Below are 24,616 nucleotides of genomic sequence, written 5' to 3'. Positions count from 1 at the left end.
ATCGCAGCAGAGCAGAAAGCGGCGAAAGAAGCTGCTCAAGCCGCTGCTGATGCCGCTGAGAAAGCGCGACTGGAAGAGATTGCGCGCCAGCAAGAGGAAGAGCGCAAGCGGTTGGAAGCTGAAGCAGCCGAACGCGAAGCTGAGCGTTCGCGCCTGGAGGCTGAAGCGGCTGAGAAAGAAGAGCAGCGCCTAAAAGAAGCCGAAGAGGCGCGCCGCCGCGAGGAAGAGCGTCAACGCGAGGAAGCGGAAGCGCAAGAGCGCGAAGACCAACGCCGCCGCGAGGAAGAAGAGGCCAAAGCGCGAGAAGCCGAACGACAAGCGCAAGAAGCCGAAGCCGCTGAACGTTTAGCGGAAGCCGAACGCCTTGCGGAAGAGGCGCGGATCGCGGAAGAAGAACGGCTTGGCGAACTGGCCGCGCGCCCAGCCCCTCAAGCGGTGATGGAGCCGATGACAACGCTGACGGCCTCGCCACTTGATGACTTTGAAGGCGAAGAAGAACCCGAAGAAAAACGTGGGCTTCTGGGGCGGCTCTTTGGCGGGCAAAAGAAAACTGTCGTTCGGCGAACGCTCGATGATGATATGTTGGAGCAGTTGGAAGAACTGCTGATCACGGCAGATATGGGCGTCGATACGGCCCTGCGCGTGACGGCCAATATGGCCGAAGGCCGGATGGGAAAGAAACTCTCGGTCGAAGAGATCAAGACGCTGCTGTCCGACGAAGTCTCTCGGATCATGGATGGTGTGGCCAAACCGATGCCACTTTATTCCCATAAGCCGCAGGTTGTTTTGGTCGTTGGCGTGAACGGATCTGGCAAGACGACTACGATTGGTAAGCTCGCAAGCCAGTTTAAGGCCGCTGGCAAGTCGGTAGTGATTGCCGCTGGCGATACCTTTCGCGCAGCAGCAGTTGAACAATTGCAGGTCTGGGGCGAACGGGCAGGGGTGCCGGTTCTGACAGCGCCAGAAGGCACCGATCCGGCGAGTTTGGCCTTTGACGCGATGGATCAGGCACAACGCGACGGGGCCGACCTACTTATGATCGACACGGCTGGTCGACTTCAGAACCGCGCGGATTTGATGGAAGAACTGTCCAAAATCGTTCGCGTGATCCGCAAGAAAGACCCAGATGCGCCGCACAACACACTGTTGGTGCTTGATGCAACCACGGGCCAGAATGCGTTGAGCCAAGTTAAGGTTTTTCAGGAACTGGCGGACGTATCGGGCCTTGTCATGACGAAACTTGACGGCACAGCCAAGGGGGGCGTCTTAGTCGCTCTGGCTGACAAATTCGGCCTTCCGATCCATGCGATTGGCGTTGGCGAACAGATTGACGACCTTGCACCCTTTGATCCCGAAGATTTCGCCAAAGCGCTGGTTGGCTTGGAATGAAACGGCTGATTGCGGCGTTGTTGATGTTGGCTGGATCAGCCAACGCGCAAGACATGACGCCGACGATTTGCGCAGATAGTGTGGTGCCTCTGACGACGCTTACCGGCCTTCCGGGCGTTACTTCGTCAGTTGCTGCCGACGGCCGATGTACCGCGCTTGACGTCGTCATATACCAAGACGACAGGCAAACATTGCGCGCCGATCGGGTCTATTGGCGACTAGAGGGCGCGGATCGATGGATCGAAGATGGTCTTCCCCCCACACGAATCGATATTTCTGCCGAAGGCATTTGGCCAGAGTTCAAAACTGGTGATGTCGTTCTCGACTATTTGCTCAGAGTTCAGAACAAGCGTTCGGGAATTTCCGTAGAACTGGTCCTCGAATGGGATGAAGACGAAGATGACTTGCTGGTGGAGGCCGTGTTCCTTGATTTCGGGCCCTTAGGGTATATTGACGCATCGGCGAAAGTCACCGGCGTCGACTTAGGAAGCCGCTTCGCCCTTCGCGCGAGCGCATTGACTGGGAAACTCACAGAGCTGGACATTAAAGTCCAATCAACAGGCCTATTCGAGAACTATGCGCTGTTGCCGCTAGGTACACTCGTCTTGCGAGGAGAGGCTTACCCTGCACGAGCAACCGCGATTATCAAATCTCACGTCATTGATGACATTCGAGCGTTGGATAGCCCCAGTCTGAATGAACAAAGCAAGGATGCTTTGGTCGCCTTGGTGGAAGAACTGCCAAACCCCAATGGTATTTTTGAGCTTTCGCTAAGGTCAGAAGATGGTTTGGGTGCCCGCAGTCTGGGACCAGCTTTTCTAACGGGGAAGCTGGATACGTTTTCTGACGCCATAAACGCACTGTCGGACTCGGACATAGCGATCAACTGGACCTCCCTATCGAAACCGTGACCCTAAGCGAATGGATCGTCATCCTATCGGGCACAGCGGAAGGCGCGCGTTTGGCGGCGGGGCTCGCGTTGATGTCGGCCTTTGCCCACGCCGTCTTTGGCGCGCTTCAAAAAGGGCGACATGATCCTTGGCTGACACGCGGGGCGATTGATGGCTGGTTGGTGGTCATCTCCGCACCAGTCGCTCTTTTCCTCGTTCCATGGCCGAGTTCTGAGATTGCGGTACTGCTGGCTGGAGCTTTGGCGATCCACTTTCTTTACAAACTCACCATGGCTCTGGCCTATGAGCGTGCGGCATACACGGTCGTTTATCCTGTTGTTAGAGGCACCGGCCCAATCGTCACCGTCATCGCTGCCAGCCTCATCTTTCAGGAGAGTTTTACCGGCCTGCAATGGCTGGGCGTTTTGTGCCTGTCTGGCGGTATCCTGATGATCGCGGTGCTCAACCTGCGGCAAGAAACGCTTGATCCTTTGGCGCTACGCCTTGGGTTGATGTGGGCGATTTTGGGTGGTGTTTTGGTCGCCATCTACACCATCTTTGATGCCTACAGCATCCGGCAAAGCCCTGATCCGTTTACGTTTCTGGCTTGGTTCTTTTTCATCACGGCTTTGGATTTCCCAATCATCGGATGGTGGCGATATCGTCGGATGGATGCGCCGCCTGATCTTGGCCCGCTCTTGTTTCGAGGCTTTGCCGGAGCGGTCATCGCGTGGATCAGCTTTGGCGGTGTTATGCTGGCCACACGGCTCGATAAAGTCGGTGAAGCTGCCGTCTTGAGAGAAACGTCAACCGTCTTTGCCGCGCTTATTGGTTGGCTGGTTTTGCGTGAAAAAGTGGGGATCACGCGAATTTTCCTGATGGCGCTGGTTGCACTTGGGGCCGTCATCGTCGAAATGGGAGGGTAACGGAGGCGATTTATGTCTGAACAACCTGTCAATCCTTGGATCAAACAGCTTCTCGAGCTTGGTCCGACCATTGCATTTTTCGTTCTTTATCTGCGGATTAAGGACGATACCTATACGATTGGTGAAACGGAATATTCCGGTTTCATAATTGCGACTTTGGTTTTTGTCCCGATCCTGCTGGTGGCTATGGGTATCCTTTGGGCGATGACAAAACAGCTCAGCCGGATGCAGATTTTCACGGCCTTCATGGTGGTATTTTTTGGTGGCCTGACCGCCTATTTCAATGACGAACGGTTCTTTAAAATGAAAACCAGCATCGTCTACGGCAGCTTTGCCGCCATCTTGGGTATTGGCCTTTGGCGTGGTCAAAGTTTCCTTGAATGGGTGATGGGTGATGCGATGCCCATGCGGCAAGAGGGATGGATGATCCTGACCAAACGCGTGACCGCGATGTTCGCTTTTTTGGCTGTCGCAAACGAGGTCATCTGGCGAACCCAAAGCACCGAGCTTTGGGTAACATTGGAAACCTTTGCCTTCCCCGCGGCGATGTTTGCCTTCCTGATGTGGCAGATCATGGCGCTTCAACAATATTTGATCGAGCCGGAAGACGACGCCTAGCGCGCTTGACCTCTGCTGCGCTGCGGCGTATGCAACTTCTGTGGCGATTTGTTACCGGATTGCGGGCCACGTTAAATATTCCGCTAAAAGGTCGAAGGGCGTAGCCCCGATACCTGAACCGGTGTCGGGGTTTTTTGATGGCACATCGCCAAGGATAAGATGATGAGCAACTGGAACAAACGCACCAAAGCCGTTCACAGCGGGACGCGCCGTAGCCAATACAATGAAGTGTCCGAAGCGATCTTTATGACGCAGGGCTTTGTCTATGACACAGCCGAAGATGCCGAGGCGCGCTTTTTGAAGGCCGGAGATGATGAATTCATTTACGCCCGCTACGGCAACCCAACCGTGGCCATGTTTGAAGAACGCATTGCCACAATGGAAGGGGGCGAGGACGCCTTTGCGACAGCCAGCGGGATGGCGGCGGTCAACGGTGCTCTGACATCCATGCTCAAAGCTGGTGATCATGTGGTGTCTTCTCGGGCTTTGTTTGGGTCGTGTCTTTACATTCTGGAAGAGATTTTGACGCGGTACGGCGTCGAAGTCACATTTGTGGACGGAACAAACATAGAAGAATGGGCAGCCGCCATTCGAAGCGAGACAAAAGCCGTATTCTTCGAGACGGTTTCTAATCCTACGTTAGAGGTCATTGATACCAAGTCCGTTGCTGAGCTTGCGCATGCCGTTGGAGCGACTGTGATTGTGGACAACGTTTTTGCGACTCCTGTCTTTACCACAGCATTCGAAGATGGAGCCGATGTGGTCGTTTATTCCGCGACAAAACACATCGACGGTCAAGGCCGTGCGCTGGGCGGCGTGATCATTGGCACGCGCGAGTTTATTCGCGGGACCGTTGAGCCCTATATGAAACATACAGGCGGCTCGATGTCGCCGTTCCACGCTTGGATGATGCTAAAGGGGCTCGAGACGATTGATCTTCGCGTCCGTGCCCAAGCGCAATCGGCCTTGGCTATTGCGGAGGCCCTGAAAGGGCATGATGCTCTGACCTCTGTTGCTTATCCGGGCTTGGCCGACCATCCACAGAACGCGCTAATGCCAGATGGTGGAACGGTTCTTGCCTTGGATCTTGGAGACCAAACCTCTGCGTTCAAATTCCTGAATGCCTTGTCGATCGCGGTCATTTCCAACAATCTGGGCGACGCGAAATCTATCGCCACGCATCCGGCGACGACAACGCATCAGCGCTTGAGCGAGGATCAAAGAGGCGCGCTGGGTATTGGGCCCGGACTCGTTCGATTTAGCGTTGGGTTGGAGGATGAGGACGATTTGATTGCCGATATCCAAAACGCGCTGAATGTCGCAAAAAGCTGACAATCTGGGGTGTAACCTAGTCAAACGCCTCTCAATTATGCAAAGTTAGCTTCGCAAGGATCAGGCCTTGTGCCGTAATTTCTGGTGGACTGCGCTGTGATCGACCTAAAAGCAGAATTGTCACGTATCTATTGGGAAAATGTTGGAAAAGTTTCAACAGAGCCCCATATCGATAGGTCTGACGGACCAGAGGGGGCTGCTGAGATGAACCTACATTCCCGTGACCTTGATCGTTTGCCCAGCCGTGAAGAGGCTGAGGACGCTTTGGCACTGCTGCGCCGCTGGGCGTCAGATGTCTCCGCTGAAGAAGTGGCGACTCTCGATCCCCTCGTGTCTCGCCTCATTCCCGGGCAAGAAGTGTCGAATTACCCAGCATTGGCGCGCGCATACCCCGACGCTTTTGAGGTCGATGAGACTTACAAAGCGTCGATGCCCGATTTGCAAAACGGGCCGTCCAGCTTGATCCGTGGTGCGAAACAGCAAATCCAGCACGTTGGTATCTCCAACTTCCGGTTGCCGATCCGTTTCCGGACGCGCGACGGCGGGGAAATCACGCTGGAGACCTCAGTTACCGGCACCGTGAGCCTTGATGCGGAGAAAAAGGGTATCAATATGTCCCGCATCATGCGGACGTTCTATCAGCACGCGGAAGAGACCTTTAGCTTTGATGTAATCGAACGCGCGTTGGATGCCTATAAGACGGATTTGGACAGCTTTGATGCGCGAATCCAAATGCGGTTTAGCTTTCCAATGAAGGTTGAAAGCCTCCGTTCTGGTCTGTCTGGCTATCAATACTACGACATCGCTCTCGAATTGGTTGAGACCGACGGCGCCCGCAAAAAGATCATGCACCTCGACTACGTCTATTCATCGACCTGCCCTTGCTCCCTCGAACTTTCAGAGCACGCGCGTCAGTACCGGGGGCAACTTGCGACGCCACATTCTCAACGCTCCGTCGCGCGGATTTCGGCTTTGGTGGAAGATGAGGGCGACGTGCTTTGGTTCGAAGACTTGATTGATCAAGCACGCTCTGCGGTTCCGACGGAGACGCAAGTGATGGTGAAACGCGAAGATGAGCAGGCGTTTGCGGAACTGAACGCTGCCAACCCTATCTTTGTGGAAGACGCCGCGCGTCTTTTCACGGAGCAGCTAAAGCTCGATCAACGTATTTCCGATTTCCGCGTCATCGCGAGCCATCAGGAAAGCCTGCATTCGCACGATGCCGTGTCTGTTCTGACAGAAGGGGAAACCTTCGCAGCCGTCAGCCTTGATCCGAGGCTCTTTCAGTCACTTTTCCACGTCGGTTAAGTCAAACTCGTAGGCTAACTCAGCGTCGTTGATATACAACGCTTTGACGTTGATATGCTTGACAGTCTGAACTGGCAAAGCCACCCATACCACATGATTGATTTTCGCCCTGTCGGATATGTGGTCGGCCTTTTGGTGGCAGCGCTTGGCGTGACGATGTTTGCGCCAATGGCGGCGGACATATTTGCGGACAACGGGCATTGGATCGCGTTTTTCCAGTCTGCGGTTGTGACAATCCTATGCGGGTCATTGATTGCGCTTTCCTGTTCCAATGGCGTGACCGGCGGGTTGTCCCTTCGGCAAACCTTCTTGTTGACGGCTATGGTTTGGCTGACTCTGCCTGTTTTTGGCGCTTTGCCCTTCGTCTTTGGAATCACCGATGCCTCTGCCACAGATGCGTTTTTCGAAGCCATGTCCGGACTAACGACGACGGGAGCCACGGCATTCTTTGGGCTTTCTGAACTGCCAGAAGGACTTCGGCTCTGGCGCGGGATGCTTCAGTGGCTCGGCGGCGTCGGGATCATCGTTGTGGCGATGGTTTTTTTGCCAGAACTTCGCGTTGGGGGGATGCAAATCTTCCGATCCGAGGGCTTTGATACAAGCGGGAAAATCCTACCCCGTGCCGGTCAAATCGCGACCAGCATTTCTTACATCTATGTCGGTCTGACCATCGCTTGTGCGCTGGCCTATGCGATCAGTGGCCTATCACCTTTTGATGCTGCGGTCCACGCTATGACAACGGTGTCGACCGGCGGTATGGGCAACTACGATACCTCTTTCGCGTTGTTCGGACCCGGCACTCAATACGTGGCTGTCCTCTTTATGATCCTTGCAGCGCTTCCATTCGTTCGCTTCGTGCAATTGGTTTCGGGCACCGCTGAACCCTTGTTCCAGGATACGCAGATCCGTGTCTTCCTATTGACCGTCACCGTCGTCGTACTGCTTGTCGCATCATGGCTTTGGGGGCAGGATGGATCACTGACCGAAACAGCCTTCCGACACAGCCTTTTCAACGTCGTCTCGATCACCACGGGCACCGGCTATGCAAGCGCCGACTACATGACTTGGGGTACCTTCCCAATAATGATCATCTTCTTTGTCGGTTTGATCGGCGGTTGTGCTGGATCGACCTCGTGTTCGATCAAAGTCTTCCGGTATCAGTTGCTTTTTGCTTCAATCAAAAGCCAAATCCGTCAGATCCACTCACCCAGCGGTATTTTTAAGCCCCAATATGACGGGCGCGCAGTGAGCGAAGATGTTCTGAGCTCCGTCATGGCATTTTTCATCGCCTTCATTTTGTCTATAGGCATATTCTCTGTCGCTTTAGGCATGACGGGGCTGGACTTTGTGACGTCCGTTTCGGGTGCCTCCGCCGCGCTTGCAAATATTGGCCCAGGGCTGGGACAAGAGATTGGTCCAGCAGGGAATTACGCGGGGCTCAATGATACCGCAAAATGGATACTGGCCATCGGAATGTACGTCGGTCGCCTAGAAATCTTGGTTGTCCTAACCATCCTATCCCTCAAATTCTGGAGAGCTTAATGTCCACAAAGCCGCTTGGTGCACAGATTTCGCACATGCTAAAAGATCGCGGGGTCGAAGTGATTTTTGGCATTCCCGGAGTGCACAACCAAGAAATGTATCGCGGGATAGAGGAGGCGGGTCTAACCCACGTTCTAGCGCGGCATGAGCAGGGCGCAGGTTTCATGGCTGATGGGTATGCACGGGCGACTGGGATGCCAGGGCTCTGCTATGTGATCACTGGGCCGGGTCTATGCAACATCATGACGCCGATGGGGCAGGCTTATTCGGACTCAGTTCCTATGTTGGTTCTTTCCAGTTGCCTTGCGGAAACCGAAGCGCGCAAAGGTCAATTGCATCAAATGCGCGATCAAGAAGCGGCAGGAGCCTCGGTGTGCGATTGGTCTGTTACGGCTCGCACGGCCGATGCAGCGTATCACCTTATTGATCGCGCCTTGACGGAGTTTGAGGTCAAGAGGCCGAGACCGAAACACATCACTGTTCCGATCCCTCTTTTAGAGGGCAATGCCCCGTCGGCGCCGACAATCGGCGAAATCGCTGATCTGCCGATGGCATCAGAACATGATGTTGCGATGGTGGCAGACGCGCTCGCGGAGGCTAAGCGGCCCTTGCTGATTGTCGGTGGTGGCTGCACTGAAGCGGAATTTGGAGCGCGCCAGTTGGCCGAGAAATGTGGTTGTGCAGTCTTTTGCACGTACGCGGGGCGCGGCGTGGTGTCGGAGGAGAATCCGCTGCACTATGGATCGTTTTTGGCACGGCCTAGCAGCGTTGTTGAAATCGCAAAGGCGGATTTGGTATTGGCCGTAGGGACAGAGCTATCTGAGGTCGATCTCTGGCGGGACGAGTTGGGGCATCAAGCAAGCCTCATCCGTGTGGACATCGACACCGAAAGTCTCACCTCCGCACGCAATACTGAAAAGATGGTTCTGTCGGACGCAGGATGTTTCTTCGATGCCGTCTTAGCGCGTTTCGAGCAGGACGGTGTTGAATTGACTTCAACGGATTGGACCGAAGACGAGGTGCAGGCCGCGAAACGCAAGTGGCGCGGAGAAATCACCGTGGAACGTCCGGGGATCACGGAACTTGCAGACGCAATGCGTGCTGTTTTGCCCGAAGACACGATGATCTTTTCCGACATGACGCAATTTGCCTATGGTGCGAAGGAAATCTATCCGATGGATCGATCGGCCCATTGGCATCACCCCTATGGATTCGGGACGCTCGGTTATGCGCTTCCCGCAGCGATCGGCGGTAAGATCGGTGTCGGTGATCAACCGGTTGTGGCCATCGCGGGCGACTACGGATTCCAATACACACATCAGGAACTCATGGTTGCGGTCGAACTTGAACTGTCGTTGCCGATCATCCTTTGGGACAATGGGAAGCTGGGCGAGATCGAAGACAGTATGGTGCGTGCCCAGATTGCCCCCAACGCGGTGATTCAGAAGAACCCAGACTTCGTTAAACTGGCAGAGGCCTATGGTGCAGCGTCTACAGCGCCGAAATCACTCGAGGAGTTCCAAACAGAACTCGCAAAGGCACTTTCTGCACAAGGACCAACCTTGATCCACGTTACACCAGAAACGGTCGGCTAGGCTTACCAGCAGCTCACCAGCACTGTTTGGTCCGCGGCACGACGTGTCAGCGTCTCTGGGGCCATAAAGGCGAGGCTGTCCGTGGTCTGAACTTCGACGCCAGCGTTGCTGAGGGCTGCGATGATCGCGTCTGCGTCTAACGAAAAGCTGACATCGTTTGGCAGGACCTGACCGTTGGCATTCGCCTTTGGTAGCAGCATGCCAAGAACCGCACCGCCATTGTCGTAAACCGGTCCGCCTGCGTCTCCATCTTGGGCGATAAGGGACAAGCGCTTGAGCTCCTCTTCACCGCCAAGGCCACGAATGTCAGCCAGTTTGCCAAAGGTTAGAGATGGAGCCGTCAAAACACCACCAAACGGGAAACCAGCAACCGCGATATCAGATTGGATACGCGGTACGGATGTTTGAAACTCCGCAACGCTCAGCGGGGCAAGAGCATTGGTGGGTTCGACAATGGCAATGCCAAGATCGGCATCCATGAAGGTCACTGCTGCATCTATGTCCGAGTTCACCGTCAAATAGTCGCAGCTACCTGCAAATTCAGACGAGGTCAGAACCGCGCCTTTGTCATTGATATAAAATCCTGAAAGGCTGAAATCCGGTTTGCGAATGGCGAGGCCGGACACCAGATCGATATTTTGATCTTCACCAGGGCGGGAAAGGGCCGGGTCGAGCGTGCCATCGACGGCGGTGTAGCTTTCGATCATCAGATCCAAAACGCGCCGGCGCCGTTCATCATCGTTTTCTGGCCAAACCAAGATGAACCCCTTTATCTCTCCGTCTGTCAGCCGAACCGAAGCGTAAGAATGTTTGCCGTCGCCAATACCTTCCAAAATAAATGACGCGTTGCGCCGCTCTCTTGGGCCGTCTTGGGGCATGATCTCGAGTGTTTGTAGAATTTCATAAAGACCAAACAGGCGATTTTGGTCCCCTTCCTGAGACACCAAGAGCACTTGAGCGGGAATGTCGCCTTTCGCATCAAATCGCGCGAATGGGGCTTCATATTCAGCAAACGCAACAACGCCCGTGGGGATTTGCATCTGGATCCCGGTCGCATCGTCGCGGACAAGCTGCAAGTCCATACCTTCAAGAACCGAATTGTAATCCGCAATCAGCTCGGCGCGTTGGCGCGTTGTAAGTACACCTGTCGATTCGTGATTGTTCGCTTCCTGCCATGATCGCATGGAGTTCCGAGTCCCGCGCCCATAGAGACCGTCGATTGTGCCCGAATAGAAACCGGCCCATTGTAAAGCGATCTGAAGGTCTTTCTTCTGCTCCCGATCCAAAAGTATTTCGGAATCGCGCGCTTCTCGTAGCGTTTCGTCCGGAATTTGAACAGGTTCGACCTCGGCAATGACGTCTTCGACTTGGTCCTCATCCGCATTGCCTGTCAAAGATTGCACGGTTGTCGGCACGCCACGGCCAATTGGCCAAATTTGGTTTCGAAAAGTGCGACCAGTCGCGATGAAGCTATCGCCAGGGATTTGCCCCTCTCGACGCAGCTGCCGCAACACAATCTCAGCGTCGTTGCGCTCGTAAGGCCCAAGCACAATCGCATACCACCCGCGTCCGACATCATAGCCAGCAACGTCGTCCAGCCGGCGTTCGTAAACCTCCGCCCGCGATTGCGCTTCGGCGACGCTTGGCCGGGCTTCGATCTGCACCCATGCGTTTTGTTGTGCGAAGGCCGTGGTCACCAAAACGAGGTAGGCAAAAAAGGCAGCAAAAATGCGTGTCATACTCAATCCATAATCGAATCTTTTCACCGTCCCCAAACGGTTAGCGATCAAATTAGCAGACCCAAGGGTTTCTGCACCAGAAATCGCTTCACAAGATTGAGAATATTGAATCCGTGGCCCAATTGACCCTGTTGGCCAGCGGGCCTATTGAACGTGCAAACGCAAACGAGGGCGACATGGCCGACAAACCACGCAGTTTTCAAGAGATTATCCTCAGGCTTCAAAGTTATTGGGCCGGTCAGGGCTGCGCGATCATGCAGCCTTATGACATGGAAGTCGGCGCCGGTACGTTTCACCCCGCAACCACGTTGCGCGCGCTGGGCTCCAACGCTTGGGCAGCGGCCTATGTCCAGCCGTCGCGTCGCCCAACGGACGGTCGCTATGGTGAAAACCCAAACCGGTTGCAGCACTATTATCAGTATCAGGTGTTGATCAAACCTTCGCCACCTGATCTGCAAGACCTCTATCTTGGGTCCCTAGCTGCCATCGGCATCGATGCCGAGATGCATGATATTCGCTTTGTTGAAGATGACTGGGAAAGCCCGACGCTTGGCGCGTGGGGGCTCGGCTGGGAAGTCTGGTGTGACGGCATGGAAGTCAGCCAGTTCACCTATTTCCAACAGGTCGGTGGGCATGATTGTAAACCTGTCTCGGGCGAGCTGACCTACGGCCTCGAACGGCTGGCAATGTATGTGCTGGGCGTTGATCACGTGATGGACATGCCATTCAACGATCCGCAATCACCAATCCCGTTAATGTACGGCGATGTTTTCAAGCAGACCGAAGAAGAATACGCGCGTTGGAACTTTGATGTCGCGGACACGGACACGCTGCTCCAGCACTTCAAGGATGCTGAAGCCGAATGCGCCCGCATTCTTGCGGAGCCGCATGACGATCCAAAAACTGGTAAACGCATCATCATGGCGCATCCGGCCTATGACCAATGCATTAAGGCGTCTCATGTGTTTAACCTGCTAGATGCGCGCGGCGTGATCTCGGTCACCGAACGCCAAGCCTATATTGGCCGCGTGCGGGCTCTGGCGAAACAATGCGCAGATGCATTCGTGCAGACCGAGGCGGGCGGCCACGCGGCATGATGCAAACGGCGACGCCGATCATACGCACTGATGATTATCAGCGAGCAAAGCAGTTCTACACCGAGCAGCTTGGTTTCGCGTGCGTGGAAGAAGCGGGGGAACCTGTCGTGGGCTTTGGGATATTCATTCGCGATCAGGTGCGCGTTTTCATAGAAGCTTGGCGCGGTGCGGAGCCGGAGCATGACGGGTGGCGCGCTTACTTTCATGTCACGAGCTTTGACGACTTGGTGGCTGAGTTTAGGGCCAAAGACATCCCGTTCTTCAAAGAGCCTTACGTGACCGAATACGACATGCGCGAGTTCGAAGTTCGTGACCCAGACGGCAACAAACTGGCCTTTGGGGCTGATCCGTAATGGGAAAGGTACTTGGCATCATGTTGGTTTTGTCTGGACTGATTGCAGGCGGCGCGATGTATTATTTGCAGGTCTACGCCTTCTATGAGGAGGTGGCAGTCAGCGAGGAAGACATCGTGCTGACGTCTCTTTTTAGCGGCGAGCCGGAGCCGATCCTCTTTGAAAACTTCGCGGGGATCGACAGCGACAGTAGCCCGATCCGCTATCGCGCCTGTTTCGAAACACCGACAAGCCTCGCGCTGCTGACCGAAACCTATGTCATTGTTGACGAGCCCGAACCGCTTGTTGCCCCTGGTTGGTTTGACTGTTTCGACGCGGAACAAATCGGTGCTGATCTCGAAGATGGCACCGCGATTGCTTTTATGGGCACCGAGAACATTCAATACGGCATCGACCGTATCGTCGCGGTTTATCCCGACGGCCGCGCCTATGCCTGGAACGAAATCAACGCCTGTGGGGAGGTCGTTTTTGACGGCGACCCAGTCCCCGAAGGCTGCCCAACACCACCCGAAAGAGCAAACTGATGCCTGATCTTCTGATCGAACTCTTTTCCGAAGAAATCCCCGCACGGATGCAAAAACGCGCGGCGGAGGATTTGAAGAAACTTGTGACCGACGGTTTGGTCGAGGCGGGTCTGACCTATGCGGGGGCCGCTGCCTTTTCGACACCGCGGCGGTTGACGCTGTCTGTTGAAGACCTTTTGGCAGAGAGCAAACCTGTGCGGGAAGAACGCAAAGGCCCTAAAGTTGGTGCGCCAGATCAAGCGATTGAAGGGTTCTTGCGCGGTGCAGGCGTGGCGCGTGACGATCTTGAGGTGCGCGATGACAAAAAGGGTCAGGTCTACTTCGCGGTGATTGAAAGGCCGGGGCGTTTGGCTTCGGACGTGATTGCCGAGGTTCTGGATAAGACCATCCGCAACTTCCCATGGCCGAAATCCATGCGTTGGGGCTCTGGCACGCTGAAATGGGTGCGCCCGCTGCATTCGATTGTCTGCCTAATGACCGATGAAAGCGGCGCAACGTTGGTGCCGGTGGATGTGGACGGGATCACTTCTGGCGATTTCACCTATGGCCATCGCTTCATGTCCAAAGGCGCGATTTCTGTCACCTCTTTCGATGATTATGAGGCGAAGCTAAAGCGCGCCAATGTTGTTCTGCGCGCCGATGAGCGGGCTGAAGCCATCTGGCAGGACGCCAGCAATCAAGCCTTCGCGCAGGGGCTTGAGGTTGTTGAGGACAAGGGCCTTCTGGCTGAGGTCGCAGGGCTGGTCGAATGGCCCGTCGTGCTGATGGGCAAGATTGATGAAGTGTTTTTGGAACTGCCGCCTGAAGTGCTGCAAACCTCGATGAAAGAGCATCAAAAGTTCTTCTCCGTCCGCAATGCCAAGACGGGCCGGATTGAGCAGTTCATCACCGTGGCCAACATGGAAACTGCCGACAACGGCGCGACGATCCTTGCGGGCAACCAAAAGGTTCTGTCGGCGCGTCTGGCGGATGCGAAGTTCTTCTGGGAAAACGACCTGCGGGTTGCCAAGGGCGAGAAGATGCAGCCATGGCTCGATGCGCAGGCCAATGTGACGTTCCATAACAAACTCGGTTCGCAACGCGATCTGATTGAACGGATGACGGCGCTGGCGAAAGAGCTGGCACCCGCGGTGGGCGCCGATCCTGAGTTGGCAGCACAAGCGGCGCAGGTGGCCAAGGCCGATTTGGCGTCCGAGATGGTTTACGAATTCCCTGACCTTCAAGGGCTTATGGGGCGGTATTACAGCGAAGCGGCGGGCTTGCCAGCTGAGGTCGCTGTCGCCTGTGAGGAACACTACGCGCCTTTGGGGCCATCGGATGAGGTTCCGACTGCACCGGTGTCTGTGGCTGTGTCATTGGCCGAGAAGTTGGATAAACTAACGGGGTTCTGGGCGATTGATGAAAGGCCGACGGGTTCGAAAGATCCGTTTGCATTGAGAAGAGCGGCTTTGGGAGTAATTCGCCTTATTTTGGCAAATAATGTTCGGCTTAATTTTTCGGACTTTATTGAAGACTATGCCTACGTCTTTGTGGCCTTTGATTTCGACAAGCAAGAAGTTCCGCCCCAAACGGGTCTCGACTTACTGAAGCAGTTTGATGCTCTACTTGATAATCTTGGTTCTAATTTCGACAGAGCGAACTTAATCAAAGAGTTCACAAAAAATAAGATTGGCGAGTTGTCGGAAGAAGCGAGAGTTTACTACTTCGATAAGTTTGTAGAAACACGCGAACGTTTAGCCAATCTCCTCACCTTCTTCCACGACCGCCTCAAAGTCTTCCTGCGTGATCAAGGCATCCGTCATGACATCATCGACGCCTGCATCGCGATGCCGGGGAATGATGATCTGACACTTTTGGTCAAACGGGCGAGGGCGCTGTCCGAAACCCTTTCCACCGATGACGGTGAAAACCTGATCCAAGGCTTCAAACGTGCCAACAACATTCTGACCCAAGCGGAAGAGAAGGATGGCGTGGAATATTCCTACGGTGCGGATATCAAATTCGCCGAACATGACGCCGAAAAGGCGCTTTTCAAAGCGCTGGATGAGGCTGACGCTGTGATCAAACCAGCAATGGAAGCAGAGGATTTCACCACTGCGATGACCGCCATGGCGGGTCTGCGCGTGCCGATTGATGCCTTCTTTACAGACGTTCAGGTCAACGCGGAAAGCGACGTTCTGCGCCGTAACCGTTTGAATTTGTTGTCTCGCATCCGCTCAACCTGCCTCGCTGTGGCGGATTTGACCAAGATTGAAGGCTGACACCAAGTCACGTCACATTTTCCTTACATTGGGCGCAAACTGCTCCTATGCTGCGGTTGAATACAAGGAATGCCGCAGTGCAGAAACGCACAACCTTCGTCGAGGTGACTCTGATCACTCCAACCGCCGCCATGTCTCCGGCGGTGCATGGCAATCGTGCGAAGTGTTTGCAGCGATTGATCCGGTTGGAGATGCCGGTGCCAACGACTGTGGCGCTGTCGTTTGACGCGGTTAGCAAAATTGCCGCAGGTGATCTGCCGGACATGGCTCAGGTCATGGCACCCTTTGGTGAGACACCGTTGCTGTCTGTCCGCCCCTCGAGCCTGAGCCCCGATTGGGGTGGCCCAGCGGCAGTTCTAAATATCGGCATGAACGATGCGCGCCTTGATACGATGAAGGACACCGTAGGTGAGGCCGCCGCCACCGCCCTCTATGCGCGTTTCATCCACGCTTATGCCATCGAAGTGGCACGGCTTGATCCGGAAGTCTTTGAATTGCCAGCAAAACCAACGGCTGACGACCTCAGATTGGCCTTGGAAACCTACGAATTCGAAGCCGACGAACCTTTCCCGCAAGACCCGACTGAGCAATTGGAGGCCGTTCTACGCTCCATGGCGCGTGCTTGGGACGGAACCACTGCACGATTGCTCCGCGAAGCGAAAGGTGCACCTGCGGATGCGGGGCTGGGCCTCGTCGTTCAAGAAATGGCCCTAGGCGTGGGGAGGGACGGCGAATGTGGTTCTGGTGTTATTCAATATGTCGATAGCACGACAGGTAAGCCACAAGTCACAGGTCGCTATCTCGGCCAAAGCCAAGGTCGTGATGCACTTGGAGACGTTGAGGGCGCGATTTACCTGACAAAGGATCCGCGCGGCCGATCCTTGGAAGACCTCAGCCCTGTGATCTTCGCAGAGCTTTTAGCCTACCGCGACCTTTGCCGGTCGCGCTTGCGCGAAGAGATGGAAGTGTCTTTCACGATTGAGAACGGCAAGCTCAACATCCTCGACGCAGTGAAAGTGCAGCGATCCAGCCGCGCCGAAGTTCAAATCGCTGTCGCCCTTGCCGAAGACGGCGTGATCCCACGGGAAGAGGCGGTCTTGCGCGTCAAACCGGCAGCTTTGTCCGAAATGCTGCACCGCCAAGTCGATCCCGATGCAAAGCGCGATGTATTGGTGACAGGCATCGCCGCCAGTCCTGGTGCGGCCACAGGTCAGATCGTTTTATCCGCGAACGAAGCACAGGCAAGTGCTGCGCGCGGTGAGCCTTGTATCCTCGTTCGCCGCGAAACCACTCCTGAGGACATTCGCGGCATGAACGCCGCACATGCCGTTTTGACTGTGCGGGGTGGGGTCACGAGCCATGCGGCTGTGATTGGGCGCGGTCTTGGTCTGCCTTGCGTCGTTGGGGCTTCCGATCTTTCGGTCAACACCCGCCGCGGCGAGATCGAAACGCCGGATGGTCGTATTCTATCCGAAGGCGATGTGATCACCGTCGATGGAACCAGAGGGCAAGTGCTTGCCGGTGCGCCAAAGATGCTCGAAGCCGCTTTGGACGACGCGTTTCAGACGTTGCTGAGCTGGGCCGACGAATTCCGTGACATTGGCGTCCGGGCCAATGCCGATACGCCAGCGGATGCGCAAACTGCCAAGAACTTCGCGGCGGAAGGGATCGGCCTGTGTCGAACTGAACATATGTTCTTTGAAGGCGACCGCCTAGGCATGATGCGCGAAATGATCTTTGCGGAAACCGAGGAAGATCGCAGGGCCGTTCTCGAACGTCTGCTTCCGCTGCAACGCGCCGACATGAAAGAATTGTTCTCCATTATGCAGGGAAAACCGGTCTGTATGCGTCTCTTTGACATGCCGCTGCATGAATTCCTTCCTTTTGACAAAGCCGGTCAGCGGGATCTTGCCGCCTCACTCGCGCTGCCTTTGCCGGATATCGTTGAGCGTGTTCAGGCGTTAAGTGAGTACAATCCGATGCTCGGTATGCGAGGCATTCGGCAAGGGATCGCCTTGCCCGAGATATATGAAATGCAGGCGCGCGCTATTTTTGAAGCAACGGTGGACGCCGCGAAAGATGGTATCAACATCGTGCCTGAGATCATGATCCCACTGATCAGCGCGATGAAAGAGGTCGAGCTGATCAAAGCCCGTATCGATGCCGTCGCTGCTTCTGTTCAGGCAGAACAAAGAGCGGAGTTTGATTTCAAACTCGGTGTTATGGTCGAAACACCGCGCGCAGCTTTGCGCGCCGAAGATATTGCGGAGTATTCTGAGTTTTTGTCGTTTGGAACCAATGACTTGACCCAAATGACATATGGTTTGTCTCGAGATGATGCAGGGCGCTTTATGTCCACCTACGTCCAGCAAGCCGTCTACGAAGAAGATCCTTTCCATACGCTTGATATCGAAGGTGTGGGCGAACTGCTTTCCATCGGTGCGGAACGCGGGCGAAAGGGCCGAAAAGACGTGGTTCTCTCAATTTGCGGAGAACACGGCGGTAGCCGAACTGCGATCGCTTTCTGCCGCACCGAAGGGTTTGACTATGTGTCTTGTTCGCCATTCCGAGTTCCGCTTGCACGACTGTCGGCGGCGCAATTGGCCCTGAATGAACGCCTTATGTAACATTCCAAGCTTTATGTTGCTTGCTGCGGAAACAATACGGGTTCGCATGCTTTCACTGTTTACATTCAAGAAACAGTGAAAACGTCGCACTTTACGTCGCCTTAAATTTGCCTTAATCACCGCCGCGCTTGCACGGAGCTGGCCGTGTGACACCTGTGGTGGGACAAATGTTGAAGTGGGGCCGCGGCCTTTTGGTCGCTGCGGTGACGAGTTTTGTGGCTTTTGCGCCTGCGACTCTCTCTGCAAATGAAGTTCTTGAAAGTCGACTTGCGGCCCTTCTTGGGCAAGAGAGCGAAGCGCTTAGTGCTATCCCTGACCGCCGTCTGGCTGCGCTGACATCTGTTCCTATTCCAGTTGAACGAGCAGCGTCAGCGCCGACTGAATTCGACTACACCAATGACTTCTTGGCGTCTCTGCCGGCCGCCTCTGGCGATTCTCATTGGCAGTGCCTTGCGGAGGCTCTTTACTTTGAAGCACGCGGCGAAAGTACGCGTGGTATTTTTGCAGTAGGCGAAGTGATCCTCAATCGTGTTGATAGCGCGTCTTACCCCGACAGCATTTGCGGTGTGATCAACCAAGGTACCGGTCGAAAGTATCAGTGCCAGTTCACCTATACCTGCGATGGCTATGCCGAGAACATCAATGAACCACGCGCATTCCAGAAGGTCGGCAAAGTAGCCCGGCTACTAATTGACGGAATGCCGCGTGAGCTGACCGACGGTGCAACGCACTATCACACAAAGTCGGTTAACCCGTCTTGGGCGCGTCGCTTCCCTCGAACAGCGTCGATTGGTTACCACTACTTCTACCGCCAACCGACCCAACAGGCGCGAAACTAAAGTCGTAAATCTGCATAAAGCTGCCGCCTCATCTTCTTGTGGGTGAGGCGCTGCTAGCGTATCGAGTTCTGGTATCACAGGACGATTGCCCATGAACGACGATATTCGCCTTGCATTTGCGCATCCATCTGAGCGCGCGGCTGCCAGCACAGATGTGCCTTATGATCGGATTTCTTTGCGCGACTATACCGTTGAGGTGGAGATTGGGGCGTTCCAAGCAGAGCGTGGCAAACTTCAGCGGGTCAAATTCAACGTCGTTGTGGAGGTGCTACCCGACACAGGCCCAATCGATGATGATGTAGATCGCATCTTGTCTTACGATAAGGTGATCGAGGCCATTCAGGTCGAGTTAGAAGCTGAGCGTATTAACTTGCTTGAAACGCTTGCCGCGCGTGTCGCGGAACGCATTCTGCTTGAACCAATGGCAGAACGCGTTTTCGTTCGAATTGAGAAGCTTGATCGCGGGCCATTTGCATTGGGTGTTGAGATCGTTCGTTCGAGTGATGGCGCTCAGCCCGCGTGGCAGGATGTCGTTGACGCTCCACATCCTCGTGTCTTGTTTCTGTCGAACGAGGCAATCGCTTCGCCAAATCTGAAGGGCTGGATCGATCAACTGGACGATCGCGAAGCGCCATTGATCCTTTGCGTCGGGGCAGGGGATTTACAATGTCCGTCCACCGGCCATGCGATGACTCAGCGTCGGATCGACTTGCTTGCGATCGAACAGAACGCATGGGTGCTTGCCGCGCGCGATTTGCGGTGCAAGGTCGTAGCAACGCGGACCGAACTCGATTGGGCGATGAAGAATGGCCAAATCTGCGTTTGGGCGCCGTCTAAGATCGTCCTTGATGCCGTGGAAGGGCCATCAGCTTCTTCGCGTGACGCTGTGGGGCTGGCGGCTTGGTTCGCTGAGGAGATGCTTGCGAAGGAGCTTGTGGTCATCGGAGCGGATGCCCCTGACGTTTCCATGCCAGCGCGATCCGTGTCCTCAGACCAAGCGACGCTATGAGCAAAGCGTATTTTCGACCAATCGTCCGAACAGAGCCGGCGCGTCCGAAAGGCGCGCAGCGCTTGGCGGGAGGATGGTGTTGGTTCGATCAGGTCGTAGTGCTGATCAGAAATGGCGCATCGGAGATTGTTGCGGCGTCTGAGGTTTCTGCCGAAATCCTTGGTCGACTAACGGCCTCGCGTGCAGACCTATCGGGTCTTAGCTTTCATCGACCACATCTTATGGGCATTTTGAACGTGACGCCTGACAGTTTCTCCGACGGTGGGGAACACGCATCGGCATCAGCGGCAGTCGAGCGGTCAGGTGAGATGATCGCCGATGGGGTTAGCATCGTTGACGTGGGGGGAGAGAGCACCCGTCCCGGGGCCGACTTCGTGCCGTCTTCTGAAGAAATCAACCGGACATTCCCACCGATTGCGCAAGTTCGGACCGCGCATGACGTTGCAATTTCTATTGATACAAGAAAGGCCGATGTGGCTGAGGCGGCTGTCAAGGCCGGCGCATCAATGATCAACGATGTCTCCGGCCTTTCGTTTGATGATCGAATGGCAGAAACAGTAGCGGCCTCTGGTTTGCCTGTCTGCATCATGCATGCGCAGGGCGATCCGAAAACGATGCAAGACAAGCCAGAGTATGATGACGTCCTGCTCGATGTGTATGACTACTTAGAAGAGCGTATCGAGATCGCGGTAGCGGCTGGGATAGGTCGAACAAAGATCATTGTTGATCCCGGTATCGGCTTTGGCAAAACGCTCGTTCACAATCTACAGCTCCTCGAAGGCATAAGCTTGTTCCACGGGTTAGGATGCCCAATCCTGCTGGGCGCATCTCGAAAACGGTTCATCGGTACGCTGGGCAATGCGCCGGATGCCGCCGACCGATTGGGCGGGTCTGTTGCTGTTTCGCTTTTCGGCGTCAACCAAGGGGTGCAAATCTTGCGCGTCCACGATACATTCGCCACCAAGCAGGCAATTGATCTGCACATGGCAATGATCGGGGCATCAAGGAATGACGCGTAAACTGTTTGGCACTGACGGTGTGCGAGGCACCGCAAACACCTATCCAATGACGGCTGATATGGCGCTCAAAATCGGAGCCGCAGCCGGGCGATATTTCCGCAATGATGGGTCAAACGGGCATCGTGTGGTCATTGGCAAGGACACGCGGCTGTCTGGCTACATGTTCGAGAATGCTTTGACGGCTGGTCTAACTAGCACAGGCATGAACGTCCTGCTTCTTGGTCCCGTTCCGACACCTGCCGTAGGCCTACTGACCACATCCATGCGCGCTGACGTTGGGATCATGATTTCCGCCAGCCACAACCCGCATCATGACAACGGAATCAAGTTCTTTGGTCCAGACGGGTTCAAACTAAGCGACGAAGCCGAGATGGAAATCGAGCGTCTCATCGCCAGTGACATTGAACCTGCCAAGGCCGAAAACATCGGGCGTGCCAAGCGGATCGATGACGGGCGGTTCCGCTACGCTGAGCGCGTGAAATCCACGCTTCCGTCGGGGATGAGATTGGACGGCCTGAAGGTCGTGATCGATTGTGCGAATGGGGCCGCCTATCGTGCCGCGCCAGAAATCCTGTGGGAACTGGGCGCGACGGTTGTGACTGTTGGCACAGATCCAAACGGGTTCAATATCAACGAAAATTGTGGATCGACCTACACCGACACGGCTGCGGCGGCCGTGGTTGCGCATGGTGCAGATGTAGGCATCTGCCTCGATGGTGACGCAGATCGCGTGATGATCATCGACGAAACCGGTGCGGTTGCAGATGGTGATCAGATCATGGCGCTCTTGGCTACCCAATGGGCCGATGCGGGTCGCCTGACAGGGGGCACATTGGTCGCGACGGTGATGTCGAACCTTGGTCTGGAACGTCATATGGATGCCAAAGGTCTTCGGCTCGAACGGACCGGCGTTGGCGACCGTTACGTTGTGGAAGCGATGCGTCAGGGGGGCTTTAACCTAGGCGGAGAGCAATCCGGCCATATCGTTATGACGGATTATGCGACGACAGGGGATGGTTTGCTGGCTGGGCTTCAATTCCTCTGCGCCATGATCGAAACGGGCCGCAAGGCGAGCGCGTTGACGCAGCAATTCGATACGGTTCCGCAACTCCTCAAAAACGTGCGCTATGCTGTTGGTTCTGATCCACTGTCTGCGGACACGGTCAAAACTTCCATTGCGGATGCTGAGACCAAACTGCAGGGCAAGGGCCGTCTGTTGATCCGCAAATCCGGCACAGAACCACTCGTGCGCGTTATGGCGGAATGCGAAGACCCTGACCTGCTGGTGCAAGTGGTTGACGGGATTGTGGCAGAGGTCGAAGCAGCCGCTTAGGGCTGGCCAGTGTAGTCCTCTAGGAAGTACCGCGCGACCAGTTGCCGTTCTTCACCTTCCAAGCGATCCAGAACGGACCACTCCAAAACGCTGACATCGCATAGATCGCGCGGCTCGTTCCCGTCATTGTACCAGTAGTCTTCTATCCCTGCTTTGTTCGGATGCGTTTCGGCCATTGCGTCGAGTTCGCGATAAAGTGGGATGAGCGCGAATTCGGTTTCTTCATCAGTCATTGGGATGTATTCAAAACCATCCGTGAGGCCGACACGTGCGGCCTCGCGTTTTGCTTGCAAAAAAGCTTGCAACGTCTTGGCTTCGAGATTGCGCATTAAAACCACTTTAAGCAGCGCTGATTTGATCAACAGCTCTGGCGTATCGCCAAAATCAACCGTGTAGGCCTCGATGCATGCACCGAGCGACTTCTCCGCTTCGCCAAGAAATCCTGCATGGTAACCTGCCACATAGTCCTGAAGCATAGACCCCGGAAGGTTGAAGGCACCACGATCGGCTGGTCCAGACAGCACAAAGGGTGCATAGGCCATGAATTTTTCGAATGATGAAAACTCAACGCCGCCGTCATCTTGCCAACGCACTACGGGGTCGAGGCTGGCGGCAAGGTAATTTCTCAGGTCAGGGTCTGACCAAACTTTCCGCAGGTGATCCGCATAGACATCCGCGCTGTTGCCTTGAAAGCCGTACTGCACGGCGGCTTCTGGCACAAAGTAGTCCGTTCCAGCGAGGTATTCGAGGAACTCCGATAGGCGGGCCACGTTCTCTTGCGCTGGTGCAGAGAGGGGTGAGACAACAAGTGCGAGGGCGAAAAGGGTCTTTTTGATCATGTCATGCTCAATTCAATAGAAAGTAGCTGCTGTAGGAAATCATCGCCAAAACAAAGATCGTTCCGGCCCCTTTCAGGCGGAACGTCAGTGGCATGGCCGTTGTGTCGGGTTCGTTTTTGCTCAAGACCCACATCACCCAAGACACTCCAAAGGCCAGCGCCATAATGAAGCTGATGAGCAAGCTGACATAAACGACCCCAAGCAACACATTATCCAACGTGGTTAAATCAGCAGAGCGGCTGTCGGGCAAAAGGGGAAGGCAGGCGTATAAGAGACCAAGGGCCAGAAGGCTAAGCGCAAAGGTCAAAAACAACTGGGTGCGGTACGTCATCAAAAACTATCCAAAATTCTGAACGCAATAAACGCCGAATTGCGCAGCAAAATCAACAAATAACTATTGTCTTTTGACCTTTGGCCTAAGCCGTGTGGTTTTGCGACGTCTACCCGCGTGCCAGTCTCTGTAGGCTCGCCCATTGACTGATAGCCAGTCCCAGCAAGATCAAAGTGAGGGCCGCGAAAAATCTAAGGGGGAGCATTTCACCCAACACGAAGGCCCCAAACACCATCGACCATAGCGGAACCTGATAATTGACGAGCGTCATAAAGACGGACCCCGCAGACCGAATGACCATCACGCGGAGCAGGGCTGCGAGAGCGGTTGGGAAGAGGCCAAGAAACAGAATGGCTAAGCCCGCTTCTGCGCCTGCCCAAGTCGGTATGCCCTCGGTCGCGAGGGTGATGGGCACAAGGCAGATCGAGCCGATGATCAACGTCCATGTGGCCAAAGCAAGCGGATCCATCGGCGGGAAGTTCCGAGTTAGGATGCTTGAGACAGCATAGGAAAAGGCAGCCAGAAGGCAGGCAATTTGGCCTAATGGCTCCAGCCCTGAGCCGATGCGCAAGACGCCGGGGCCAATCAACACCGTCGCACCAGCGAAGCCTAGCAACACACCAACCGCTTTTCGTGAACTCAAAGGTTCGTCGGAAAACACATGCGCCAAGGGCAAAACAAAGAGTGGTAATGCGGCCATGGAGATACCAGCGAACGCTGATGGTACATATTGCTGCCCCCAACTCAACAGCGAAAACGGCAAGGCGGTATTCAGAATGCCAATGGCAACCATAAGCCCTAATGCCCGCCCGTGCAGCATCGGCAATTTATGCCCTGTGGCCTTGAGGAGGATCAACAGCGAAACCGCACCAAGCGTTGTACGCGCACCTGCCACCGTAAACGGTCCATATCCGCGCAGAGCAATGGTCACGACCATAAACGTCCCACCCCAGATCACTCCAAGGGCAAGAATGCTGAGCCAATTTGACAGGGTGGGTTGCGTCGTCATGCGTCGTTCCGATCATGGACAGTGGGGATTGTCCAG

The 24,616-nt window shown here is 55.1% G+C and carries 21 protein-coding genes and 1 riboswitch; of the genes, 17 read left to right on the top strand and 4 right to left on the bottom strand.

What is annotated here, in order from left to right:
- Positions 1 to 69 precede the first annotated feature (69 nt).
- The 8 genes from ftsY to BUA85_RS05440 all read left to right on the top strand — a co-directional run bounded on the left by ftsY (position 70) and on the right by BUA85_RS05440 (position 9,600).
- On the top strand, positions 70 to 1,389 hold the full coding sequence (ftsY, locus tag BUA85_RS05475; protein WP_242649024.1) for a signal recognition particle-docking protein FtsY: 1,320 nt from the start codon (positions 70 to 72) through the stop codon (positions 1,387 to 1,389).
- Positions 1,386 to 2,300, top strand: a complete 915-nt coding sequence (locus tag BUA85_RS05470) for a hypothetical protein (RefSeq protein WP_072899834.1) — start codon at positions 1,386 to 1,388, stop codon at positions 2,298 to 2,300. Before ftsY ends, BUA85_RS05470 begins: the two co-directional genes overlap by 4 nt.
- Entirely contained in the window at positions 2,297 to 3,205 is a 909-nt protein-coding gene (locus BUA85_RS05465) for a DMT family transporter (RefSeq protein WP_072899833.1), read from the top strand. The genes BUA85_RS05470 and BUA85_RS05465 overlap by 4 nt, the downstream gene beginning before the upstream one ends.
- 12 nt (positions 3,206 to 3,217) lie before the next feature.
- The gene (locus BUA85_RS05460) at positions 3,218 to 3,823 is read left to right on the top strand and encodes an inner membrane-spanning protein YciB (protein WP_072899832.1); all 606 of its coding nucleotides are present in this window, start codon (positions 3,218 to 3,220) and stop codon (positions 3,821 to 3,823) included.
- A 30-nt stretch (positions 3,824 to 3,853) separates the two neighbouring features.
- A riboswitch (SAM riboswitch) is annotated at positions 3,854 to 3,930 on the top strand.
- 52 nt (positions 3,931 to 3,982) lie between these two features.
- Complete coding sequence (gene metZ / locus BUA85_RS05455) at positions 3,983 to 5,155, top strand: O-succinylhomoserine sulfhydrylase (protein WP_072899831.1); 1,173 nt, start codon at positions 3,983 to 3,985, stop codon at positions 5,153 to 5,155.
- A gap of 204 nt (positions 5,156 to 5,359) precedes the next feature.
- Positions 5,360 to 6,463, top strand: coding sequence for a GTP cyclohydrolase FolE2 (gene folE2, locus BUA85_RS05450; protein ID WP_072900432.1), 1,104 nt, complete (start codon positions 5,360 to 5,362; stop codon positions 6,461 to 6,463).
- Between the two features lie 93 nt (positions 6,464 to 6,556).
- Positions 6,557 to 8,005, top strand: coding sequence for a TrkH family potassium uptake protein (locus BUA85_RS05445; RefSeq protein ID WP_072900431.1), 1,449 nt, complete (start codon positions 6,557 to 6,559; stop codon positions 8,003 to 8,005).
- Positions 8,005 to 9,600 (top strand): 5-guanidino-2-oxopentanoate decarboxylase, encoded by a 1,596-nt coding sequence (locus BUA85_RS05440; protein WP_072899830.1) that lies wholly within the window; start codon positions 8,005 to 8,007, stop codon positions 9,598 to 9,600. The genes BUA85_RS05445 and BUA85_RS05440 overlap by 1 nt, the downstream gene beginning before the upstream one ends.
- 2 nt (positions 9,601 to 9,602) lie before the next feature.
- On the opposite strand, the gene BUA85_RS05435 is transcribed toward BUA85_RS05440, so the two are convergent.
- The gene (locus BUA85_RS05435) at positions 9,603 to 11,339 is read right to left on the bottom strand and encodes a trypsin-like peptidase domain-containing protein (RefSeq protein WP_072899829.1); all 1,737 of its coding nucleotides are present in this window, start codon (positions 11,337 to 11,339) and stop codon (positions 9,603 to 9,605) included.
- A gap of 176 nt (positions 11,340 to 11,515) precedes the next feature.
- On the opposite strand from BUA85_RS05435, the gene BUA85_RS05430 reads away from it, so the two are divergent.
- The 9 genes from BUA85_RS05430 to glmM all read left to right on the top strand — a co-directional run bounded on the left by BUA85_RS05430 (position 11,516) and on the right by glmM (position 22,401).
- Positions 11,516 to 12,436, top strand: a complete 921-nt coding sequence (locus BUA85_RS05430) for a glycine--tRNA ligase subunit alpha (RefSeq protein ID WP_072900430.1) — start codon at positions 11,516 to 11,518, stop codon at positions 12,434 to 12,436.
- Positions 12,433 to 12,789 carry a VOC family protein gene (locus BUA85_RS05425; RefSeq protein WP_165611586.1) on the top strand — a complete coding sequence of 119 codons (357 nt, stop codon included), beginning with the start codon at positions 12,433 to 12,435 and terminating at the stop codon, positions 12,787 to 12,789. The genes BUA85_RS05430 and BUA85_RS05425 overlap by 4 nt, the downstream gene beginning before the upstream one ends.
- A complete protein-coding gene (locus BUA85_RS05420; RefSeq protein ID WP_072899827.1) occupies positions 12,789 to 13,313 on the top strand; it encodes a DUF6446 family protein in 525 nt (174 codons plus the stop codon). The genes BUA85_RS05425 and BUA85_RS05420 overlap by 1 nt, the downstream gene beginning before the upstream one ends.
- Positions 13,313 to 15,574, top strand: coding sequence for a glycine--tRNA ligase subunit beta (gene glyS / locus BUA85_RS05415; protein WP_072899826.1), 2,262 nt, complete (start codon positions 13,313 to 13,315; stop codon positions 15,572 to 15,574). Before BUA85_RS05420 ends, glyS begins: the two co-directional genes overlap by 1 nt.
- 47 nt (positions 15,575 to 15,621) lie before the next feature.
- Complete coding sequence (locus BUA85_RS05410; protein ID WP_072899825.1) at positions 15,622 to 18,201, top strand: putative PEP-binding protein; 2,580 nt, start codon at positions 15,622 to 15,624, stop codon at positions 18,199 to 18,201.
- Between the two features lie 146 nt (positions 18,202 to 18,347).
- Positions 18,348 to 19,040, top strand: coding sequence for a cell wall hydrolase (locus BUA85_RS05405; protein ID WP_242648993.1), 693 nt, complete (start codon positions 18,348 to 18,350; stop codon positions 19,038 to 19,040).
- A 91-nt stretch (positions 19,041 to 19,131) separates the two neighbouring features.
- Positions 19,132 to 20,049 carry a dihydroneopterin aldolase gene (locus BUA85_RS05400; RefSeq protein WP_072899824.1) on the top strand — a complete coding sequence of 306 codons (918 nt, stop codon included), beginning with the start codon at positions 19,132 to 19,134 and terminating at the stop codon, positions 20,047 to 20,049.
- A complete protein-coding gene (gene folP, locus BUA85_RS05395; RefSeq protein ID WP_072899823.1) occupies positions 20,046 to 21,068 on the top strand; it encodes a dihydropteroate synthase in 1,023 nt (340 codons plus the stop codon). The genes BUA85_RS05400 and folP overlap by 4 nt, the downstream gene beginning before the upstream one ends.
- Positions 21,058 to 22,401 carry a phosphoglucosamine mutase gene (gene glmM, locus BUA85_RS05390; RefSeq protein WP_072899822.1) on the top strand — a complete coding sequence of 448 codons (1,344 nt, stop codon included), beginning with the start codon at positions 21,058 to 21,060 and terminating at the stop codon, positions 22,399 to 22,401. Before folP ends, glmM begins: the two co-directional genes overlap by 11 nt.
- Here the strand turns inward: glmM and BUA85_RS05385 are convergent.
- The 3 genes from BUA85_RS05385 to BUA85_RS05375 all read right to left on the bottom strand — a co-directional run bounded on the left by BUA85_RS05385 (position 22,398) and on the right by BUA85_RS05375 (position 24,580).
- Positions 22,398 to 23,240, bottom strand: a complete 843-nt coding sequence (locus tag BUA85_RS05385) for a hypothetical protein (protein ID WP_072899821.1) — start codon at positions 23,238 to 23,240, stop codon at positions 22,398 to 22,400. The genes glmM and BUA85_RS05385 overlap by 4 nt on opposite strands.
- A gap of 7 nt (positions 23,241 to 23,247) precedes the next feature.
- Entirely contained in the window at positions 23,248 to 23,571 is a 324-nt protein-coding gene (locus BUA85_RS05380) for a hypothetical protein (RefSeq protein WP_072899820.1), read from the bottom strand.
- A gap of 109 nt (positions 23,572 to 23,680) precedes the next feature.
- Positions 23,681 to 24,580 carry a DMT family transporter gene (locus BUA85_RS05375; protein WP_072899819.1) on the bottom strand — a complete coding sequence of 300 codons (900 nt, stop codon included), beginning with the start codon at positions 24,578 to 24,580 and terminating at the stop codon, positions 23,681 to 23,683.
- Positions 24,581 to 24,616 lie beyond the last annotated feature (36 nt).

It is taken from the genome of Cognatiyoonia sediminum (genome assembly GCF_900129845.1).
Taxonomy (GTDB): domain Bacteria; phylum Pseudomonadota; class Alphaproteobacteria; order Rhodobacterales; family Rhodobacteraceae; genus Cognatiyoonia; species Cognatiyoonia sediminum.
Note: the sequence above shows the minus strand (reverse complement) of the source record. Positions and strands in the feature narration are given on the sequence as shown.

Excerpts from the sequence above, each read along its gene's own strand:
- glmM (WP_072899822.1), top strand. The coding sequence starts at position 21,058 with ATGACGCGTAAACTGTTTGGCACTGACGGTGTGCGAGGCACCGCAAAC.
- BUA85_RS05420 (WP_072899827.1), top strand. The coding sequence starts at position 12,789 with ATGGGAAAGGTACTTGGCATCATGTTGGTTTTGTCTGGACTGATTGCA.
- BUA85_RS05435 (WP_072899829.1), bottom strand. The coding sequence starts at position 11,339 with ATGACACGCATTTTTGCTGCCTTTTTTGCCTACCTCGTTTTGGTGACC.
- BUA85_RS05380 (WP_072899820.1), bottom strand. The coding sequence starts at position 23,571 with ATGACGTACCGCACCCAGTTGTTTTTGACCTTTGCGCTTAGCCTTCTG.
- BUA85_RS05445 (WP_072900431.1), top strand. The coding sequence starts at position 6,557 with ATGATTGATTTTCGCCCTGTCGGATATGTGGTCGGCCTTTTGGTGGCA.
- BUA85_RS05375 (WP_072899819.1), bottom strand. The coding sequence starts at position 24,580 with ATGACGACGCAACCCACCCTGTCAAATTGGCTCAGCATTCTTGCCCTT.
- glyS (WP_072899826.1), top strand. The coding sequence starts at position 13,313 with ATGCCTGATCTTCTGATCGAACTCTTTTCCGAAGAAATCCCCGCACGG.
- BUA85_RS05400 (WP_072899824.1), top strand. The coding sequence starts at position 19,132 with ATGAACGACGATATTCGCCTTGCATTTGCGCATCCATCTGAGCGCGCG.
- BUA85_RS05410 (WP_072899825.1), top strand. The coding sequence starts at position 15,622 with ATGCTGCGGTTGAATACAAGGAATGCCGCAGTGCAGAAACGCACAACC.
- folP (WP_072899823.1), top strand. The coding sequence starts at position 20,046 with ATGAGCAAAGCGTATTTTCGACCAATCGTCCGAACAGAGCCGGCGCGT.
- BUA85_RS05460 (WP_072899832.1), top strand. The coding sequence starts at position 3,218 with ATGTCTGAACAACCTGTCAATCCTTGGATCAAACAGCTTCTCGAGCTT.
- BUA85_RS05425 (WP_165611586.1), top strand. The coding sequence starts at position 12,433 with ATGATGCAAACGGCGACGCCGATCATACGCACTGATGATTATCAGCGA.
- BUA85_RS05440 (WP_072899830.1), top strand. The coding sequence starts at position 8,005 with ATGTCCACAAAGCCGCTTGGTGCACAGATTTCGCACATGCTAAAAGAT.
- BUA85_RS05430 (WP_072900430.1), top strand. The coding sequence starts at position 11,516 with ATGGCCGACAAACCACGCAGTTTTCAAGAGATTATCCTCAGGCTTCAA.
- folE2 (WP_072900432.1), top strand. The coding sequence starts at position 5,360 with ATGAACCTACATTCCCGTGACCTTGATCGTTTGCCCAGCCGTGAAGAG.
- BUA85_RS05470 (WP_072899834.1), top strand. The coding sequence starts at position 1,386 with ATGAAACGGCTGATTGCGGCGTTGTTGATGTTGGCTGGATCAGCCAAC.
- metZ (WP_072899831.1), top strand. The coding sequence starts at position 3,983 with ATGATGAGCAACTGGAACAAACGCACCAAAGCCGTTCACAGCGGGACG.
- BUA85_RS05385 (WP_072899821.1), bottom strand. The coding sequence starts at position 23,240 with ATGATCAAAAAGACCCTTTTCGCCCTCGCACTTGTTGTCTCACCCCTC.